The 19,682-nt window shown below is 58.3% G+C and carries 20 protein-coding genes; 2 read left to right on the top strand and 18 right to left on the bottom strand.

What is annotated here, in order from left to right; translation table 11 throughout:
* Positions 1-228: 228 nt before the first annotated feature.
* The 16 genes from QM569_RS02630 to QM569_RS02555 all read right to left on the bottom strand — a co-directional run bounded on the left by QM569_RS02630 (position 229) and on the right by QM569_RS02555 (position 17,717).
* Positions 229-588: a tetratricopeptide repeat protein gene (locus QM569_RS02630; RefSeq protein WP_414985672.1), complete on the bottom strand. Its 360-nt coding sequence runs from the start codon at positions 586-588 to the stop codon at positions 229-231.
* 47 nt (positions 589-635) lie between these two features.
* Positions 636-1,334: an alpha/beta fold hydrolase gene (locus QM569_RS02625; RefSeq protein ID WP_414985671.1), complete on the bottom strand. Its 699-nt coding sequence runs from the start codon at positions 1,332-1,334 to the stop codon at positions 636-638.
* A 62-nt stretch (positions 1,335-1,396) separates the two neighbouring features.
* Entirely contained in the window at positions 1,397-2,374 is a 978-nt protein-coding gene (locus tag QM569_RS02620) for a KpsF/GutQ family sugar-phosphate isomerase (protein WP_414985670.1), read from the bottom strand.
* Positions 2,375-2,406: 32 nt separating this feature from the next.
* On the bottom strand, positions 2,407-3,729 hold the full coding sequence (kdsB, locus tag QM569_RS02615; protein ID WP_414985669.1) for a 3-deoxy-manno-octulosonate cytidylyltransferase: 1,323 nt from the start codon (positions 3,727-3,729) through the stop codon (positions 2,407-2,409).
* Positions 3,730-3,865: 136 nt separating this feature from the next.
* A complete protein-coding gene (gene kdsA / locus QM569_RS02610; protein ID WP_414985668.1) occupies positions 3,866-4,708 on the bottom strand; it encodes a 3-deoxy-8-phosphooctulonate synthase in 843 nt (280 codons plus the stop codon).
* 31 nt (positions 4,709-4,739) lie between these two features.
* Entirely contained in the window at positions 4,740-5,474 is a 735-nt protein-coding gene (locus tag QM569_RS02605; protein ID WP_414985667.1) for an acyltransferase, read from the bottom strand.
* Positions 5,475-5,539: 65 nt separating this feature from the next.
* Positions 5,540-7,804 carry a hypothetical protein gene (locus tag QM569_RS02600; RefSeq protein WP_414985666.1) on the bottom strand — a complete coding sequence of 755 codons (2,265 nt, stop codon included), beginning with the start codon at positions 7,802-7,804 and terminating at the stop codon, positions 5,540-5,542.
* Positions 7,801-9,033, bottom strand: coding sequence for a CDP-glycerol glycerophosphotransferase family protein (locus QM569_RS02595; RefSeq protein WP_414985665.1), 1,233 nt, complete (start codon positions 9,031-9,033; stop codon positions 7,801-7,803). Before QM569_RS02595 ends, QM569_RS02600 begins: the two co-directional genes overlap by 4 nt.
* A gap of 28 nt (positions 9,034-9,061) precedes the next feature.
* Positions 9,062-9,457 (bottom strand): adenylyltransferase/cytidyltransferase family protein, encoded by a 396-nt coding sequence (locus QM569_RS02590; protein ID WP_414985664.1) that lies wholly within the window; start codon positions 9,455-9,457, stop codon positions 9,062-9,064.
* Between the two features lie 29 nt (positions 9,458-9,486).
* The gene (locus tag QM569_RS02585) at positions 9,487-10,476 is read right to left on the bottom strand and encodes a NosD domain-containing protein (protein WP_414985663.1); all 990 of its coding nucleotides are present in this window, start codon (positions 10,474-10,476) and stop codon (positions 9,487-9,489) included.
* Between the two features lie 27 nt (positions 10,477-10,503).
* On the bottom strand, positions 10,504-12,261 hold the full coding sequence (locus tag QM569_RS02580) for a polysaccharide biosynthesis/export family protein (protein ID WP_414985662.1): 1,758 nt from the start codon (positions 12,259-12,261) through the stop codon (positions 10,504-10,506).
* A gap of 8 nt (positions 12,262-12,269) precedes the next feature.
* On the bottom strand, positions 12,270-13,403 hold the full coding sequence (locus QM569_RS02575; RefSeq protein ID WP_414985661.1) for a chain-length determining protein: 1,134 nt from the start codon (positions 13,401-13,403) through the stop codon (positions 12,270-12,272).
* Positions 13,400-14,062: an ABC transporter ATP-binding protein gene (locus QM569_RS02570; protein ID WP_414985660.1), complete on the bottom strand. Its 663-nt coding sequence runs from the start codon at positions 14,060-14,062 to the stop codon at positions 13,400-13,402. The genes QM569_RS02575 and QM569_RS02570 overlap by 4 nt, the downstream gene beginning before the upstream one ends.
* Positions 14,059-14,847 (bottom strand): ABC transporter permease, encoded by a 789-nt coding sequence (locus QM569_RS02565; RefSeq protein WP_414985659.1) that lies wholly within the window; start codon positions 14,845-14,847, stop codon positions 14,059-14,061. The genes QM569_RS02570 and QM569_RS02565 overlap by 4 nt, the downstream gene beginning before the upstream one ends.
* Before the next feature lie 149 nt (positions 14,848-14,996).
* Positions 14,997-16,328, bottom strand: a complete 1,332-nt coding sequence (locus QM569_RS02560; protein ID WP_414985658.1) for a 3-deoxy-D-manno-octulosonic acid transferase — start codon at positions 16,326-16,328, stop codon at positions 14,997-14,999.
* Positions 16,329-17,717, bottom strand: coding sequence for a phosphomannomutase/phosphoglucomutase (locus QM569_RS02555; RefSeq protein ID WP_414985657.1), 1,389 nt, complete (start codon positions 17,715-17,717; stop codon positions 16,329-16,331). It abuts the gene before it with no gap.
* Positions 17,718-17,814: 97 nt separating this feature from the next.
* Here QM569_RS02555 and QM569_RS02550 point away from each other — a divergent pair, with 97 nt between their 5' ends.
* Together QM569_RS02550 and QM569_RS02545 are read left to right on the top strand one after the other, a co-directional pair.
* Positions 17,815-18,135, top strand: coding sequence for a hypothetical protein (locus QM569_RS02550; RefSeq protein ID WP_414985656.1), 321 nt, complete (start codon positions 17,815-17,817; stop codon positions 18,133-18,135).
* Positions 18,136-18,555 (top strand): type II toxin-antitoxin system VapC family toxin, encoded by a 420-nt coding sequence (locus QM569_RS02545; protein ID WP_414985655.1) that lies wholly within the window; start codon positions 18,136-18,138, stop codon positions 18,553-18,555.
* Between the two features lie 12 nt (positions 18,556-18,567).
* Here the strand turns inward: QM569_RS02545 and QM569_RS02540 are convergent, their stop codons facing one another.
* Positions 18,568-19,014, bottom strand: coding sequence for a DNA-binding protein (locus QM569_RS02540; RefSeq protein ID WP_414985654.1), 447 nt, complete (start codon positions 19,012-19,014; stop codon positions 18,568-18,570).
* Complete coding sequence (locus tag QM569_RS02535) at positions 18,962-19,591, bottom strand: nucleotidyltransferase domain-containing protein (RefSeq protein WP_414985653.1); 630 nt, start codon at positions 19,589-19,591, stop codon at positions 18,962-18,964. Before QM569_RS02535 ends, QM569_RS02540 begins: the two co-directional genes overlap by 53 nt.
* Between the last annotated feature and the right edge of the window lie 91 nt (positions 19,592-19,682).

Raw genomic sequence — 19,682 nt, 5'->3', positions numbered from 1 at the left:
TGGCCGCGCTGCGGCTTTGTTGCGCCCGATTCGGGCTGTCGATGCTGGCGGTCATCGCGGCACTGCTCGCCGCTCCAAGCAATCATCAACTGACCAGCGGCTGAGAACGGAATTGTTCAGGGCGGACTATCAAGGTAGGCCTCCAGAAAACAAGGTCAGTGAATACCCAATCACTGGCCTTAAACTCCCAATCTACGCAATGGAGCATCGCTACCGCTCAAGAAATTGCTACTCTCTCCGTCCAATAGATCCTGAGTCAGGGTGTATGCGCTTAGCCTCACTCAGATAGCGCATAGCCCCTTCAGCATCCCCTTGTTTCTTGCATATATCATGCATAAACACGTTCGCCAAAAAATGCTCTTTGTCATTTTCTAGGACTTGCAAGAAACATCCGCGAGCAACATCATCATTCCCCGTTGCCATCAATGCTCTCCCAAGCCGATATCTGGCATTATCATGCCTTGGAGCAAAAGCCACGGCACGACTCAAATGCATTACGGCATCATCCAAGCGCTTTGTTTCTAGCGCTGCGATCCCCCGCCAGTATGAATATGCTGCGACTTCCTTGTATGGATTTTCAGGAAACAACCCCTCAACACGGTCATACCTCTTATCCTTTGAATATAGCTGGCAATTTAGCAACCTCTGTACGGTGAAGGTATCCTCATGGGTACGCGCTGCCTCTGGTATGCCGGGCAATTGGCGCCTTTGCGCATAGCCTTCCAGGAAATCCGCCAATCCATACCAACGGTCAATGAACGGCGCTCCCCATGCCCAACACCACGTAATGTATAAGTCTGAATATTCTCCAAATCATACATATGGTGGGCTGCCATCATATCCATGCCGTCAAGCTCTCCCGCGAAATGCAGAATCCTCGCGCCAGATGACTTGACGATAGGCTTCAAGTCAGGCACGGTCATCGCCACTTCTTTTGGCATCCGTTTGGCAGACCGTGAGTGAGGCAGCCGCAATTTGCTGTCATAGCCGAATGCAACGACATCCGCATGCAACAACGCACCGAACAGGACAGCTGCATAGCCCCCCATGCTCACGCCAGAGAGTAAAATCGACGTGGCCCCAAGGCGTTCGGCCGTTTTTTCGATATATCTCGCAAGAGCCGGAATACTCTCCCCGACACCAGGCACACCATTTTGGTACCACTCATTCAAGCCATTGTTGAAAAACAGAACGCTACTATTTTGAGCACTCCCGGAGCGCCAAAAATCAAAGCGCCCATCAGTTTTATCTGTGCCAGAAAAAAATACCGAGAGACGACTCTTCTCCCGTCGCTCGATTAGGCAATGATGCCGACTGTGATCGATCGATTCCATATAACACTGCTTTGCAGAGGGTGCATCATGCATATGATTTACAAAAACTGATTTATCACACATTAGACAGCATGCCTGTCATTCTTGAGTCCGTGAATTTGCAATACGCCCACCGTCATGCCTTGAGCATCCTTGCAGGCAAGGGCACTCACTTTTTTCTCGTGCATGTACGACTCGGCTTTGGCAAAGAGCACATCGGGGGCAATGGTGATGGGGTTGGGCGACATTACCTCGTGGGCCTTCAGCGATTTGACTTCATCCCGACTTTCCAGCGCTCGGCGCAGGTCGCCGTCGGTAATGATGCCGCGCAGTTCCTGCCCCTCCATCACCACCGCCAGCCCCATGCGGCCATAGGTCATTACGTTGATCACATCGCGGAAGGATGCATCGGGCGCGCACACCGGGAGCGGCCCTTTTTCCATCACGTCGCGCACCCGCGTCAGCAGCCGCCGCCCCAGGCTGCCGCCCGGGTGGAAACGCGCAAAATCTTCTGGCTGGAAATCGCGCTTCACCGTCAGGGCCACCGCCAAGGCATCGCCCATGGCCAGGGTATTCGTCGTGGAACTGGTCGGGGCCAGATTGTTCTTGCATGCCTCGCGTTCCACGCTCACGTCCAGCACCACATCCGAGTGCTTTGCCAGCGTGGAATCCATCTTGCCCGTTAGGGCTATACGCTTGTTGTTCTGGTATTCCAAGAATGGAAGAATGCGCAGCACCTCTTCCGTCTCGCCCGAATTGGAAATCAACAGGGCCACGTCAATCGGCTTGATCATGCCCAGATCGCCATGGAACGCCTCGCCCGGGTGTACGAAGAATGCCGGGGTACCCGTGGAAGCCAGGGTGGCGGCGATCTTCTGGCCGATGATGCCGGACTTGCCCATGCCCACCACCACCACCCGCCCCTGTATGCCCAGCACCATATCGACCGCCTTGCTGAAGCTCTCATCCATGCGCGAACGCATGCGCTGCAAGGCTTCGATCTCGATATCCAGCGTTTCCCTGGCAATCGCCAGCGCATCGGCAGCGGCACTCTTGTTCATTTCCATATTCATCACACCGGCTCGTTACTGATTCATTGCGCCATGGCGGACATGACCTGGGCATAGCCCTCCGCCGATCCCACGACCGCCTGCTTTCCCTGGGCCAGCAAGATCGCGTCGGCCAGTTCACGGAAAGCGCCCTGCCCGCCGGGCGTGCGCAGCACGCCGCTGGCCGCCTGGCGCACATAGCCCGGCGCCTCTGGCACGGCATAGCTCAGGCCGCAGGCCGCGAACGCGGGCAAGTCAATGCTGTCATCGCCAATGCACGCCGTTTGATTCGCCGTTACCCCCGCCTGCGCCATCAGGTCGCGGCAGGCGGCGGCCTTGTCCTTGACGCCGAACATGCACAGTTCCACACCCAAATCAGCCACCCTCTTGCGCAGCGTGGCCGAATCGCGGCCCGACAGCACCGCCACGCGCACGCCGCTTTCCTCCAGCAACTTCATGCCCAGGCCATCGCGCACATGAAAGCGCTTCAGGCATTCACCCGTGGCGTCATAGAACAAGCCGCCATCGGTCAGCACGCCATCCACGTCGGTAATCACCAAACGCACATCCGACAGGGTCGGCTGCGCAGCCAGTTCGCGGCCCTCGACCAGCGCGCGCACGCGCTCCAGGCATTCGGGCGTATCCACGCCAGGGCCGGTAGGCGCCACCCGCCACGCGCGGATGCGCAGGCCGGCGGCCATCAAGCGCAGTTGCTCCAGCTTTTCGGCCTGCTCGATCATCGGCTGCGACAGGCTGGAATAGCGCTGCAGCACCTCGCGGCGATAGGCATACACACCCACATGCTTGAGATACGTTGCCTCGCCCGCCTCGCGCGGATACGGAATGGGCGAGCGGCTGAAATACAGCGCATCGCCGCTGTCCGCCAGCACCACCTTCACCGTGTTGGGGTTCTGCGCCTCTTGCGCATCGATGGGATGGCACAGCGTGCCCACGGCCACGCTGGCATCGGCCAGCATGCCATCCACCAGGCGCTGCACATCCAGCGGACGCACCAGCGGCTCATCGCCTTGCAGGTTCACGTAGATATCGGCGGGCTCTTGCGCCATCACCTCGGCCAGCCTGTCAGTGCCTGAAGGGTGGTCTGGCGACGTCATCACGCAGCGCCCGCCAAACGCCCCCACCGCCTGCGCCACGCGCTCGTCATCGGTCGCCACCAGCACCGCCCGCACACCCGCCACCTGCGCGGCGCGCTCGTACACATGCCGCACCATCGGCTTGCCCGCAATATCGGCCAGCGGCTTGCCCGGCAGGCGGGTCGAGCCATAGCGCGCGGGGATCACGATGACCACGGCAGGCGCTGCGCCCGGCTGCCCCACGCCCTCGTGGGCAGGCTTCAGACTATCCATGCGGAATCTCTGTAGAACTTAAAAATGGTAGCTGCCAGCGCTTGCCTGTATTCACTTTCAGATATAAAAATGCCTGAAATCATTGCAGAAAAAGCGCCAGCAGCTATGGTTTTTGAGCCGTTCCGGCCCTTGCGATCTAGTCAATCACCAGCGGATCAAACGACTTCACCAGATCGTCAATCGCTTTCATCTGCGCGAGGAAAGGCTCCAACTTGTCCAGCGGCAAGGCGCTGGGGCCGTCGCAGCGGGCCTTGTCCGGGTCGGGATGCGCCTCCAGAAACAGCCCCGCAATCCCGGTCGCCATACCCGCGCGGGCCAACTCCACGATCTGCTGGCGGCGTCCGCCCGATGCTCCCGCCCCCGGGTCACGCTGCTGCAGCGCGTGGGTCACGTCGAAGATGATGGGCAGGTTGCCCGTCACCTTCTTCATCACGCCGAAGCCCAGCATGTCCACCACCAGGTTGTCGTAGCCGTGGCAGGTGCCACGGTCACACAGCATGAGCTGGTCGTTGCCCGCCTCCTTGAACTTCTCCACGATGTTGGCCACCTGCGAAGGGCTGAGGAACTGCGGCTTTTTGATGTTGATGGCACGGCCCGTCTTGGCCAGGGCCACAACCAGATCGGTCTGGCGCGCCAGGAAGGCCGGCAGTTGCAGCACATCCACCACCTCGGCCACCGGCGCGGCCTGCCAGGGCTCATGCACGTCGGTAATCACCGGAACGCCAAACTCTTTCTTGATCGCTTCGAAAATCTTCAGCCCTTCCTCTATGCCAGGGCCGCGATAGGAGTGAACGGAAGAGCGGTTGGCCTTGTCGAAACTGGCCTTGAACACATAGGGAATGCCCAGCTTGTTCGTGACCTTGACGTAGTGTCCTGCACATTTCAGCGCGAAATCCAGATCTTCCAGCACGTTGATGCCGCCAAACAAAGAAAACGGCAGATCATTGGAAACGGTTTTCAAGTCAAAATTGGCAGCCATATTTATCCTTTAGTTATGAACACAGAAAACCTCAATCACCTCGAGGTTCCGCAATGTCATCCCCATCTTTCATCTCATCCTCATTCGTCAAATTCCAGTAGGGGGAACGATTGACGAAAGTCGCATCCGGCTTCACATACGGCTTCACAAGGGAAAGATGCGGGCGCTCCCATGCAATATCTTTCTTTGTGACGCGTGCAGGAATCCCCACTGCAATACAGTTATTTGGAATGCGTCCCTTGAGAACCGAGTTATAGCCAAGAATAGAACCATCACCCATCCAGCCTCCGCCCAGCACAACAGCCCTTCGCGCCAGCCAGACATGGTTTCCCATATGAATGCTCTTTGGCATGTTCACACGCTTTCCCGTGCGAACATCAAAGATTGGATGAGAATCATCGGTTTTTATCTCGTTCTGGGCTGCAATCATGCAGTCATTCCCAATGAATATATTGGAGCACTCAACAGCAGAGATCATGCACTTGGAAGTGCAAGTGAAATTATCCCCAATGATGATTTTTGATTTCTCGCCAACACGAATATTGGCCTTGATTCCCTTCCCAGGAATAGAACATGCCCCTATCTCCAGATAGCCATTATTGCAGTCGAAATACACTTCAAGCTGTTGAATCTGGGCGCCGTCTCTTATTACAAGAGTATTGTTTTCACCTCTGAAGATGATGGTTGCCTCAGCACACTCAATGCTTGAAGATATTTTATTTCCTAAGTCATCGGCATAGGTGTGTATATGTGTTTTCGCGGCCATATTTCAATGCATAAAATTGAGGAGTCTTTATTTTAAACACAGCCCAGGCAGCCCATCCAAGAATATCAGCTATCCAACCATGCTCGCACACGCCCCTCAATCATTGAGGCATCATCGCACGCAATCGATTGCTTTTGCATGTAGTAATAAAGAAACTCCATAACGCGGCGCCGATCTACTAGGGCATTATTTTTATTCAAAATATCCCGCAACTCCAACTCCGATCGAGCCATTACCGAAGCAGCATACGAATAATCGCAAGACCCGGCGACAATAATCGGCTTCATGTGCAGCAATGTCTCAAGACCCACCCCGGAGTTGACGACATAAACTGCCTCTGCATTGTCGATCAAATGATGCACCGAGCCGTGCGAATCAATAATTTTTCCTGATTTCTTCAGTTCGCCAATAGCTGCCTCAACGCTGACACTGGAACAATATGGATGACGCTTGACCACGACCTTCACATCGGTGCCGGCATAATGCTCCGCCACAATCCGGAGCATATCAACGCCCTTGATATGGGCGAGCATTGCCACGACATCCGTCGGGACCTGCAGGGCGACAAAAACGTACCGGCCTTCTATATGGTCAGTTTCCTCACTTTGCGCGTATTTTGAAACATTAGACTGCACATACTTCTCATACATCACCTGATAGTTTTCCTCAAGAACCGAATCAGGCAGATCTTGAGTAAACCTCCGGATCTTCTCGTGGTCAGTGGCAAGGCTTGAAAAACCTGCAAACCCCTGATGATCCATCGTACAGCGCCCAGCCAGTGACGCTTCTTGTACATGCATCCAGGTAGAGTCAAACTCTGCAGAGCTTGTATGGTAGCTAAGCGCCTTGGCCACAAGCCTGCGATCCGCATACCGCCAGTTGAACTGGTGCCGGGGTACAATGACGATATCGCTGCGCGACAAGATATACTCATATATCGTGCGCAGGAATGTCCGAACGGTTGAATAGCTTGGTTTTTCATCCTCCCCATCGGAGAAGAAGGCCGTTGGAATGAAGACCTCCACAACCTTGCTGCTGTCCATGCTTGCCAGATCCAGTTCAATGGCCGCACCATTCAAAATACCGAGCAACGAATCCTGATTCTCATTGAGATGTGCAACACACAGGAAGTTGGAGATACCACCCAACTCCTGCTCAATACGCAGATGCCAGGCGCACAGCTCCGGATCAGGCGTAATATTCTTTTGCGTGCTGTCCAGAAGCAGTTGCCGCGCCTCATCATACCAACGCAACTTGATCGCCAGGTTCAACACCTTGTTGAAATGGGCGGTGGAGCGGAAAGGACGCTCCTTCCACTCCCTGATGGCGGTTGCCCTCCAGCGTGAGAACGATGCGCGCATGTCCGGGAAGAACACGGAGACCCGATTGATCATGGGCAGAAATTTCAGAATATTCGCCGGTGTGAAGTCCTCGATATCCTTCAGCGTTTCACGGGCCTGCTCGATCAATAAATGATCCGCTTCAAATGTCAATTGGCGAATACTGCCATACTCTGGATACAGAAGCCGTGCGGCCTTAATGTATACATATGCAGTGAGCCAATTGCCATCATCCCGATAAATCTCCGCAATCCTCAAAAGGTAACGATGATCCTGCGGATAATTGCAGTGCAAGGTACGCATGACCTCGAGCAGAGCACGAAAATTTTTCGTTTCTTTGTAGGCCCTTGCCAAAAGCAAATAATAGCTTTCCCCGCGCGATACCACCCGAGGCATCCGCATTAAAAACCCAAGGGCCTTGTCATTTTCTCCTAGTGCAAGAAGAATCGAGGATTGGAGCCTATAGCTTGCCCAATTGAGGATATTGTGGCGTAACTCCTTTGTGGAATTGGCCAGCATGCTTCTCAGCTTTTCCTCATCCTTGATGTCTTCTATCTGCTGCTCACCCTGAGCTTCTTTCAACCATTCAGGATCGGGAGCCTGAGTACTTCGCAAATCAGCAGAAAATTCATCACTAACCCTTCTTTGCAAGCTAATCTCTGCCAGCTTCTTATTGCTCTGCTTGCTTCTGGGCGATTTCAGAAGCAGTGCGTACGCCCCCTCCACATCACCTTCCGCACAAAGAATTTCTGCAGATTCCAGATAGCCAATGGTGTTGCCAGGATAATTATCAAGGGCGATATCAGCATATCTTTTCAACCGCTCTTTATCCTGCTTTTTCTTGGCCAGATCTATCCCGAAGCGAAGCCACTGAACGGAGGCACTCCTCATGCCAGAACGATCAAGAATGGAAAGCGCAAACGACTTACCATTAATAAATGCAAATGCCTTGGCCGCAAGAAAATAAATTCGACGTGAAATCTTTTTCATATCTTTCTTATTTTTTTGGCTGCTGCAGCAGGCTTCATCACAGAAGTTTTGGCAGAGACTTTTGCATTCGCATTCGCTGCATATTTTGCAGCCGCCTCCAGCGTCTCAATTTTCTTGGTCAGCGATGTTATTTTTGCTTTAGCCTTATAAAGCTCAATAATCTCGCTACGAACGTAAGACTGGATTTGCGATGGCTCATGCAGCCCGGTGCCAAGGTCTTGCAGCGCCTGAACAATGCGCTGCGTGGCGCCGGGAGAATCATTGAACAAATCCTTGCGCAGGGGGGCCGCCTTGGCAATCAATTGCGCCTCTTGCTCGAAAGCGGCATCCACCGTATCAAGCAGCATGTCTGGACGGGAAACACGCATCCCAATTGCATCACGTTGCTCGTACTCCAGACTATGCACATCGATCTTCTTGCCCATGACCTTGGTCAGATCCATATCAAGAAGAACAACGGGCTTTTGGGCAAACAATGCATCAAAAATTGCCCCACTGTAATCTGATATGGCAAGGTCGGCTATTGACAGAAGTTCCATCAAATCGGCATTGGCGCCGAAATACTTTATCTTTGGGTTAGATATTTTCCCGACACGCCCAGACTCGAGCAATGCCGTATTATGGTGCATCTTCAGCACAACATTGTATTTTTCGCTCAAATCAAACACCGCCCCGGAGAACTCCTCGATGCTGGATAAGTCTCCCCACGTGGGCGCATAAAGAATTGTTTTTCGAGACGGATCTAAGCCACTAAAATGATCGCGCTTAGCGCTCTCATGGAATTCCGTAGAGGCCCAGTCATCGTATCTTGAATTGCCCACCGGCAGTGCCGGGCCGAAATGAGAGAGCTTTCGCGCAGCATAATCTCCATATGCCAGAGAAAGACTGGAGAAAGACCGCCACGCACCATAATTATGGACTTCTTTTGCATAGCCATATTGCATCATTGCAATGCGACTTTTTGTGAAGTTCTGTATTTTTGAAAATGGCACCTGACATACGATGATGTCAAAAATACCATCGAGGGCATCAATCGTTGCACGAGGCCATACTAGCACAGGAACAGATGGATTGGTAAGCAGAGAGTTATCAAACTCATCAAGATAGTCCGCTCTTTGCTCAAGAATGAAACACGAGCCCGGCAATGCCTCGATTACCTTCTTGACATGCAGAAGCTGGAACGGGTTCCAGCCAATGAAGCCGATCTTCAGATTGGCGGTTTGTATCATTTTAGGTGGCAAATTTCATGAATTGACATCAGACGTATGCCTTGATGTTGACAATAAGTTGTGTCGTGGAAATCCCCTCAGTGCGCGGAAGATAAAGAACATCGCACAAACTCTTGAATTCATCAAAACGGCCAACCCAATCATCCCCCATCACAAGGACATCTGCATTGTATTTTTTGATATATTCACCCTTCAATTCAAGCGAATCTTCCCTGAAAACCTCATCAACGCCTTGGATGGATTTGATAATCTCCATGCGATCATTTTCCGAGTAAATAGGATAGCGTTGTTTCTTGGAAAAATTCAAAGCATCGGATGAAACCCCAACGGTCAGATGCCCACCCAGTGCCCTTGCCCGTTGCAAGATTCTGATGTGCCCAACATGAAGAACATCAAAAGTACCAAAGGTGATGATTTTTTTCATGGCCAATTCCAAGATAAAGTTGACTGCATTTATTTTTTAGAGTCAAATTTGCACGATGCATAATTTGAATCAATGACATTATTTTTGCCATTATCAACTACGGGTTTCCCAGTCCGGCAAAAGTAGTTCGCCTGAACCGAATTCGAGTCCGCGTAGTCGGCGTACCAGCCTTTGTCGTTCAGCATCTTGTCGCCGCAACCCATGAATCGAAGGTCCTTGTTTTGACGAGAGGCCAGCCAGACTCCAATTTTTTCATCGATGAAGGAGTTATTTTTTATTGTATTTTTATCACTATGCTGCCATCGAATAACTTGCCTCCCTGTATCAATGTGCTCGCCACAATTTTTATAAAGAAATATTCCGCCGGCGCCATTTCCTTGGAATGTATTTCCCTCAATCGCATTAAAGGCTGAGGAGTCTATGGCCAACCCCTCTCGTTTTGCCTTTCTATCGCTCGATCCGAGGCCGTTAAATGCAATCGTGTTGTTTATGATTTTTTGATTCCTGGAGCTATGCTCTAGGTAGATCCCAACCCCAACTGAATTTTTGATGGTTGAATTTTTCAATTCAATATTTTGAGTGTAATCGTCAAAATAAACTCCGACCGCGCCTGATTTATCGACGAATATATTATCTAGAATAATATCATGAGGTGTTTTTTTATATATTTCTGCGTGATCAACCCCTTTTTTTGAGTCAACACCTCTCCAGCCAACAAAAACCCCGTTTTTTTTATAGCCAACGAACTGGCAGTTTTTTACAGAAACGTTGCGTAACTCTTTTCCTTTTGATTCAATCAATAACCCCACTTCATCATTGATGCCTGCCATAAAAGCAGAGCCATGGCAGTCAAGAGATGTATTGCTTTGGGTAATGGAAATGCTCCCCTGGTACGCACAATTTGCGGGCAAGTCCTTGCGGCCTGAGATTTCACCGATAGAGGAAATATCGCATTGATTTCCTGCCCATCCACTTGCCGAAAAACCCATGAGAAGCAGAGCGGTCAGAATTTTTATCATAATTAAAACTCCTTTGCTATTCAACAATCAAAGTCCAAGCACGACCTTCGCCCCAATCGCAATCTGATACATGATCTGCGTAATGTCCTTCCAGAACTGGCGTTTCTTCTCGTCCACCTTGGGCAGCACCAGAATCTGGTCGCCTGCCTTGATATCGGCATTAGCAAAAATACGGCCCATGTCCACTTGCTCGAATGCGCCATTGCGGTGCGCGATCACCACGCGGGCGTTGTCCGCCACCTGGGTGAAGCCGCCCGCGCGGTTGATGTAGTCGCCCAGGCTCAGCCCGCCGTCGAACGCGACGGCGTTGGGGAACAGCACTTCGCCACTGACCAGCACCAGCCCGTCCTTGCGCGGGATGCGGATCACGTCGCCGTTTTCCAGCAGCATGTTGTCGCGTTGGCTGGCCTGGGCGATCTGCACCTGGCCAGAGGGCTCGATTTGCTTGGCGCGTTCGACCCATTTCAGCGTCAGGTCGGCTTCTTCCTTGCGCAGGTTGGCTTCTCCTTCGCTGCCGCTGCGGGCGGTGAGCAGGGCCGATTCCAGACTGCGCAGGCTGGTGGCCAGCATTTCCTTCTGGCGCTGTTTCACGCTCTGGCGGAACAGTTGGATGCTTTCGGGCTCGGCATCGGGCAGGGTCTGGATGCTTTGCATCAGCGCCCCCAGGCGCGTGCCGTAGGGCAGCACGTATTCCTGCGGATTCATGTGCTCGCCTTCCACGCGCACGGTAATCGTGCCGGGTTTTTTGTCGGATGTGAGTTCCAGTTGGTCGCCGTTCTGCAGTTGCACGTTTTGCGCGTCTTCCAGCGGGTAGTACTCGGTGTTCTTGACGGTGCCAGTGTTGCGCGTGATTCGCACGTGCGTGGCCTGGGCCAGGGGTTTGGCCAGTTGCATGAGTTGGGCCGCGGTTTCCGCGCCCTTGGCAAATTCGAAGCGCTTGGCGTTGTTCACCATGCCAGAGACGCTCACCCGGTTGGCAACAGGCGGCACGAAGATCACGTCGCCATCGCTCAACTGCAGCAGCGGCAATTGGCCATTGAGCAGAAAGTCGTACAGGTTGAAGGTGGCACGCACGCTGGCGCCGCGCTTGACCTGCACGGCCAGAAAGCTGCCGCGCTCGGGGTCTATGCCGCCGGCCTGGTCCAGGTAGTTGAGCAGGCTGTCCATGCTGGTGCCGTTGTACAGGCCGGGGCGCATGACGTTGCCACCCACGAAGATGCGCACGGGCTGTGCGTCGGCCAGGCTGGCGTAGCTATATACGTTGGAGCGGAACACGCCGCGCACGGCGGCCTCCACGCGCTGTTGCAGTTCGCTGTTGCGCACGCCCACGATACTGACGGGGCCTACTTGGGGCACGAAGATGTTGCCCTGCGGGTCCACCACGGCCTGGTTGTCGAAGGTGTAGCCGCCCCACAGGCGCACGTGTACGCGGTCGCCCACGGCAACAAGGTAGTCCGGGTTGAACTGCGTGGCGCCGCCGCGCGCAAACTGGCCGGTGAACAGGTTGGCGCCGAAAACGTCGCTGTTGAGGTTGGCCGTGTAGTCGGCCGTTTGCGGGGGCTGGGGCAGGCGCGGAGCCTGCTGGGCGGCGGATGCGTCAGCGGCAGGCGCGGACGCTGCCGCAGCGGCGGGGGCCGCCGGGCTGGATCGCCCCAGTGCCTGGTTGATTTGCAGGGGGTCTGTGATGGGTTGGGCATGCCCGGGCGCGCTTGCCAGCAGGGCCGTTGCCAAGGCCGCCGCCAGCGCATGGCGGATGCGCGGCTGGGGGGCAAGAAGATGTTGCATGGGGTGGGTCAATCCTTGTGGTCGCGCACGATGGCCACCAGCAGTTGCACGATGCCGGCCAGCAGCAAGGCAACGAGGGTGAATGCGACAATGTTGTAGATGCGGCGCGGCTGCAGCGGGTATTCGGGCAGGTTTGCGCTTTGCAGTACCGAGATTTTCTTGAGCATGCGCGTGGCCTCTACCCTGCCCTTCTCCAGGGCGACAAGCGCGCTCTTGTAGGCATCTTGCATGAATTGGGCCTCAAGCTCCAGGCGCTGGAATTCCTCCACCGTGCGGTTCAGTTCCTGGCCCTTGGTGCCTGTCAGGCGGTCCTGCTCGGCACGCATCTGCTTTTGCACGGCATTGATCTGCAAGTCCAGTTCGACGACGCCCGGCGCGGTGGGTGCCAGGTAGCCCAGCAGCGCCGTCTTGCGGGCATTCAGCTCGGTGAGCTGTGCCTCGAGCTTGTTGATGACCCCTGCCAGGTTCTCGGCCGTGGCCTGGGGCGATACGAGCCCCTTCGCGTTCTGGAAGGCCAGCACCTTCTGGCGTGCCTGCAGGGCCAGTTGGCCGCGCTCTTGCACCTGCTTTTCCAGAAAGTCCACCTGCTCCTGTGCCAGCTGGTGGCCCATGCGGTTCATGAATTGTTCGCCATCGTGCACCAGGGCCTGGGCGATGCGCTGGGCCATCTCCGGGCTGAATGCCTGGGCCTCCACGATGAGCGTGCCGGCGTATTCGTCGTATTCCACGCTGACGCGCGAGAGGTAGTAGCGATGGAAGAACTCCAGCGAGGCGTCGTGCCAGAACATGCGCGAGAGGATGTCATGGTCATTGCTGCTGAAGTGCCCGCGCAGGTCGAGTTGTTGATCCAACTGCTGCAGCATGTCCACCGACAACAGCCGGGTGCGCAGAAGCATCTGGTCGCCCCGGCTGGCGCTGCCGCTACCTGTCAGCAGAGAGCTAAAGTCGAGCGCCTGCCCTGACGCCATGTCGGTGTGCTGAATGAGTATCTGGGCCTCGGATACATAGCGGTCGGAGGCGATGATCCCCCAATACAGTGCTGCCAGCAGCGAGGCGGCCAGCGCCACTACCAAAGCCCGCATGCGCAAGAGTTTTTTGAGCCTGCTGCTTTCGTGGTTGTTGTTCTGGAGGGGATCTGTCATGCGGGGAGACTGTTCTTGTAGTGTTGGAGCGCATCGTCGATGCAGTCGAACCAATGGGCCTGGCCTTCATGCAGCCAGATGCCGGCGCTGCAAAACTGACGCAGCGTGCTGTCGCTGTGCGAGACCATGATCAGCCCCGACCGGTCAGCAATGCTCTTGAATGCTTTTGATGCCTTCTTGCGGAAGGCTGCGTCGCCAGCGGAGGTGGCCTCGTCAGAAATATATACGTCAAAGTCGAATGCCAGCGACAGGCCGAACTGCAGGCGCGACTTCATGCCCGAAGAGTAGGTGCGTACCGGCTCGTCAAAGGCAGTGCCCAGTTCGGCGAAGTCTTCGACGTAGGCAATTCTTTCGGCCATGTCGGATTCATCGCCGTGCAGCCGACAAACGAACTTGGCATTCTGCCGCCCGGTAAGCGAGCCCTGCAGGCCGCCATAGCCCATGGGCCAGGACACCCGGCAGTTGCGCTGTACCTTGCCGCGCGTGGGCGTGTCGATGCCGCCGATAACGCGCAGCAGCGTGGATTTGCCCGCGCCATTGCGCCCGACCAGGCCCACGCTGACCTTGGGCGGTATGGTGAAGCTGGCCCCATTGAGCACCCAGCGGCCCGGGCCATGGGGGGTGTGGTAGCGCTTGTGTACGTCGTCGACGACGATCATTGGGCCCTGAGCCTTTCCGCAAAGCGCACGTGAAGGGCCAGGCCCAGAAAAATGGAACCCACGGCGAAAACGTAGAGGTAGCCAAAATTGGCTTCAGGGGCTTCGTGGTAGATGGGGAAGAAGCTGGCGCGCAGCAATTCGAGGCCATGGGCGAAGGGATTGAGGAACACCCATCCGCGGTACTGCACGGGCACGACGGCCAATGGGAATATGACTCCCGACAGGAAGTACAAGGGCCTGAACAGAAAAGAGGCGACATTGTTCACCTCTTGCACCAGTTGACCTGCAGCGGAGAGGATAAGCCCCAGGCCCAGGCCGCACAGCATGAGCCCCACGTAGGCCGCAAGAGCCCCCAGCGGGTCAGACGGGGCGCTGGCATGGCCGAGCAAGCCCGCCAGCAGCAGTAGCACGGCAGCGACGGTCAGGCCCAGCAGAACCTCCAGGCCAAAGCGCACGAACACGGTATCCACGGGCCGCACCTGCCGGTAGGCAAACAGTGCCGCATTGGCGTCGATGGCTCCCATGGACCGCTGGAAGACGTTTTGCGCGGTGAAGAAGCTCACCATGCCGACCAGCAGCCAGAAGGTGGCGTCCGCACCGGCGATGGTCCTGGCCCGCAGAACCGTGAAGATGAACAGCATGAACAGCACATGAAGCACGGGTTCGAGCACGATCCATGCCCAGGCCCCGCGCGAGGCGCTGAGCCGTGCAACCGCTTCGCGCAGGAACAAGGCATTGCAGACGGAACGGGTGATGGCGAAGGAAGTACGCGGTGACGCTGACATGGTGCAAGGGATCACGGGCCACTATATATGAGGAGTTTAAGGCGTGCCCTTATCCAGCTATCGTCGCGGCAAGCGAACGCGCGTGCCATCCCATGAATATGGGAGACATTTGGGAGTTCGACCGCGCTGGTTTGTGCTCAGGGGCGTGTTCAGCGTCGCCCAAATAACGCCACCACCGCATCACCCGTTGCCTTTGCAGCGCCCCGATGCGCTGCGGCGAATCGCAGCGCATCGTCCTGCATTTCAAGCAAGCGAGCGGAATCACTGGCCACCGCGCAAGCCGCCGCCATGCCTTCGGCCATGCCGTCCACCCGCTGCGCAGCGCCCGCCGCGCAGGCGAGATCCGCCGCGTCGGCAAAGTTGTAGGTGTGCGGCCCCAGCACCACAGGGCAGCCGCAGGCCGCCGCCTCGATGAGGTTTTGCCCGCCCAGGGGCGCAAAGCTGCCGCCCAGCAAGGCCGTGTCGGCCAGGCCGTAGTACAGCGCCATTTCGCCCAACGAATCGCCCAGCCACACGTCGGCGGCATCCGGGCCTGCCGCCCAAGTGCTGCGGCGCGAGACGGTGAGGCCCGCGTCCAGCAGCAACTGATGCACCTCGTCGAAGCGCTGGGGGTGGCGGGGCACGATGAGCCATTGTGCTTCTGTATTGATAGCTTCTTGCGCTTGCTCTGATTGGGCTGGAGCCTGTTTTTGCTTCAAGAATTCTTGCAGCCACATCGCCTCCTCGCCCTCGCGACTGCTGGCGAACAGGAGCACGGGCTTGAGCGACAGCCCGCGCCATGCCCGCCCCTGGGCGAGCTGGGCCGCGTCGGGCACCACGTCGAACTTGAGGTTGCCGAACACGCCGCGCACGGGGGCGCCCAGGGCGCGCAGGCGGGTGGCGTCGTCTTCGGTCTGCGCCCAGGCCGCCGCCAGGCCCGCGTAGGCGGGGCGGGACAAGCGGGACAGCCTCTGGGCCTTGCGCAGGGATTTCTCGCTCAACCGCGCATTCGCCAGCACCAGCGGCACGCCGTGCTGGCGGCAGCCCGCCACGAGGTTGGGCCAGACTTCGGTTTCCATCAGGATGCCGATGGCGGGCCGGAACTTGCGCAAAAACCGCGCCACCGCGCCCGGCGTGTCCCAGGGCAGCCACACCTGCACGTCGCCGGGCAGCAGCAGCTTTTCACCCTCGGCCCGGCCCGTGGCGGTACCGTGGGTGAGCAAGAGGCGCATGCCCGGCAACCGCTCGCGCAGCGCGGCCAGCAGGATGGCGGCGGCGCGCGTTTCGCCTAAAGAGACGGCGTGGATCCAGACAAAGCGGCCCTGCGGGTCGGTGCCGCTGTGCAGCATCAGGCTGTCGATGGGCGGCGCGTAGCGGCCAAAGCGCTCGCCCACGGCGTGGGCATAGCCCGGCTCGGCCCGGGCGCGGCGGCGCAGCTTGCGGCGCAGCAGGGGCTGGGCGCACCAGGTCAGGATCGAATACAGGGCGCGGGCTATCGACATCTAGTGCGCGGCGGCGCCCACCTGCGCATCGGGTTTGACGCGGCGCAGCAGCGCCAGCATGGCGGATTGGATGCGCGCCAGCGCCTCGGGCGTGTGGCCCTCGAAGCGCAGCACCAACACCGGCGTGGTGTTGCTGGCGCGGATCAGGCCGAAGCCGTCAGGCCAGTCCACGCGCAGGCCGTCGATGGCGCTGATGGCGGCAGGGGCCTGGAAGGCGTCGGCGGCCAGGGCTTGCAGCTCGGCGGTCAGGCGGTGCGGCTCGCCCTCGGCGCAGGCCACGTTCAGCTCGGGGGTGGAGTGGCTGGTGGGCAGGGCGTTGAGCACGGCGCCGGGGTCGGCATGGCGGCTCAAAATCTCCAGCAGGCGGCAGCCCGCGTAAGTGCCGTCGTCGAAGCCGAACCAGCGTTCCTTGAAGAAGATGTGCCCGCTCATCTCGCCGCCCAGGGGTGAATCCACCTCTTTCATGCGCGCCTTGATGAGCGAGTGGCCGGTTTTGTACATCAGCGGCACGCCGCCCGCCTGGGCGATGGCGGGGGCCAGGCGCTGGCTGCATTTCACGTCGAACAAAATGGTGCCGCCCGGCACGCGGGTGAGCACGTCCTGTGCGAACAGCATCATCTGCCGGTCAGGATAGATGTTCTGCCCGTCCTTGGTCACGATGCCCAGGCGGTCGCCGTCGCCGTCGAAGGCCAGGCCCAGCTCGGCGTCACTCGCTTGCAGGGCAGCGATCAGGTCGCGCAGGTTCTCGGGTTTGCTCGGGTCGGGGTGGTGGTGGGGGAAGCTGCCGTCCACCTCGGAGAACAGCTCGACCACCTCGCAGCCCAGCGCGCGGAAGATGCCGGGGGCCGACGCGCCCGCGATGCCGTTGCCGCTGTCCACCACGATCTTCATCGGCCGCGCCAGCTTCACGTCGCCAACGATGCGCTGGGTGTACGCGGGCAGCACGTCCGCGTCGCGCACCGAGCCGCCGGGGCGCAGTTGCCAGCTTTCCTGCTCCATGGTGCGGCGCAGGCCCTGGATCTCGTCCCCGTAGATGGCGCGGCCACCCAGCACCATCTTGAAGCCGTTGTAGTCCTTGGGGTTGTGGCTGCCCGTGACCTGGATGCCGCTTTGGCACAGCGTGCTGGCCACGAAGTACAGCAGCGGCGTGGTGACCATGCCCACGTCGATGACCTCGATGCCCGCATCCACCAGCCCCTGGATCAGCGCCGCCGACAGCGCCGGGCCGGACAGGCGCCCGTCGCGCCCCACGGCCACCGTGGTCTGCCCTTCGGCACGGGCGGCGGTGCCAAAGGCGCGGCCCAGGCCCCGGGCCACGTCTTCGTTCAAGGTGGACGGCACGATGCCGCGAATGTCATAAGCCTTGAAGATCGAGGGCGTTGGCTGCACTGAAAGCTCCTGTGGAAAGCTGGTCATTGTAGGCGGGCTGCCTTTTTGCCTGGATTTGTCATACACTGCATGACACGATTCCACCAAGGAGCCCACCATGCGGGTCAACGCGCGTTTTGAAGGCGATGCCGAGCAGCAGCTCAACTACCTGGCCGAGGCCACCGGCCTGGGCGTCAGCGAGGTGCTGCGCGCCAGCGTGCAGAGCTATTACGACCAGGTGCGGGCGCGGCGCGGCGGCCTGACGCACTTTGCGGCCTTTGTCGGCCAGGGGCGCAGTGGCCGCGCCGACGTGGCCAGCAGCTACAAGGCCCGGCTGGCCGAAGGCTGGGGCGCCAAGCACCAGGGGCAAAGCCCGACCCGGCCCCTGGCAGTGCATGAACCCGCGCCGCCACCCTACCCCGCCAAAAAGGGGGGATGAATGATCATCGCGGACGCCGGTTTCTTCTACGCCCTGGCCGACGCCGACGACGCCTGGCACCGCCGCGCCCTGCGCGCCCTGCCCACGCAGGCCGAGGGCTGGATCACCACCTGGCCCGTGCTGACCGAGGCCACGCACCTGCTCACGCGCTGGATAGGCACTGCCGCCGCCCAGGCCCTGCTGCGCGACGTGGCGGCGGGCGGCATCGCCGTGTGGCAATGGGATGCGCCGCAGACCGAGCGGCTGGCCAACCTGATGGAGCGCTACGCCAGCCTGCCCATGGACCTGGCCGACGGCTCGCTGGTGCTGCTGGCCGAGCACCTGGGCCATGGCCGCATCCTGACCACGGACGAGCGGGACTTTGGGGCGTACCGCTTCAAGAGCCGCGAGCCGTTCCAGAACCTGCTGGCGGATGGTTGAGCTGGGGAAGCCTCAGACTATTCGCCAATCAGGATGGCGGGCGCGCAGCCAGTTCTCGGCATGCCCCAGCAGCTTTTCAGCCGCCGCCACACACGCTTGCAGCGTGGCAGTCGAAATGGGATCGCCCTCGTAGTCATTCAGGTTGCGCTGGCGGCGCAGGGCGTCCAGCACGATCAGGTCGGCCTTGTGTACGCCCATCGTCTGATCCAGCGTCTGGATCGCCGTCTGGTGGTGCCCCGGCTGGCTGGTGGAGGTGCGCCAGCCATTCGCCCACAGGCCCAGCATGGCGCACTGCATGATGCATTTGTACGCGGCATCAAAACGGTTGTTCGCGCTGATCTGCTCCACGCGCGCATCGGCGAGGTTTTGCCGTGCAGCCTGCAACAGTTTGGCGATGCCCGCAGGGTCAGGCGGCTGCGCCTGCAAGCGGCCAATGGCCTGCAAGTTGCTCAAGCTCATGGTCATCCCCCTTGATCCATAGTTTGGGTTTGCGCAGCACGTCGCGCACGAAGGCATCGCCCGCCTGCGCCTTGGCCGCCAGTTCCTGAGGCGCCCACACCACTGGGTTCACCTCGCGACCCAACTGCTCGTGCAGGGGGTACAGCGCCTGCACCACCGTGACGAAATCCGCCGTGCCCACCAGCAGCACGTCCACGTCGCTGTGCTCGGTGTGCGTGCCGCTCGCCATGGAACCATAGACGAAGGCCAGGTCGATCTGCCGGGCCAGCGGCTCCAACGCGGTGCGCAACGCGGGCACCGCGCCGTGCGTCTTGCGGAATATCGCGGCCAGATCGGCATAGAGCGGGTGCTGCAGATTCGCGCTGTAGTGCGACTGGTTGCCGTGGTCGCTGCGCAGCAGCAGGCCCGCCTGCGTGAGCTTGTCCACCTCGCGCGCCAGCGTACCCGCATGGCTGCCTGCAAGGCGGGCCAGTTCGCGCAAATGCAAGCTGCGCCCTGGCTGCAACAGCAGCGCCGCCAGCACTTGTTGGCGGCTGGCCGGAAACAGCAGACTGATGGCCTGTGTAATGTTGCTCATAAGGCGATGATTGTCGCCATTAAGGCAACAATTCGCAAGCTTGGCGGTTATCCATCCAATGACGATGTCCGAAAACGGCCAGCGCCCTCGC

This window comes from Acidovorax sp., from assembly GCF_047607405.1.
Lineage (GTDB): Bacteria > Pseudomonadota > Gammaproteobacteria > Burkholderiales > Burkholderiaceae_C > Acidovorax.
Note: the sequence above shows the minus strand (reverse complement) of the source record. Positions and strands in the feature narration are given on the sequence as shown.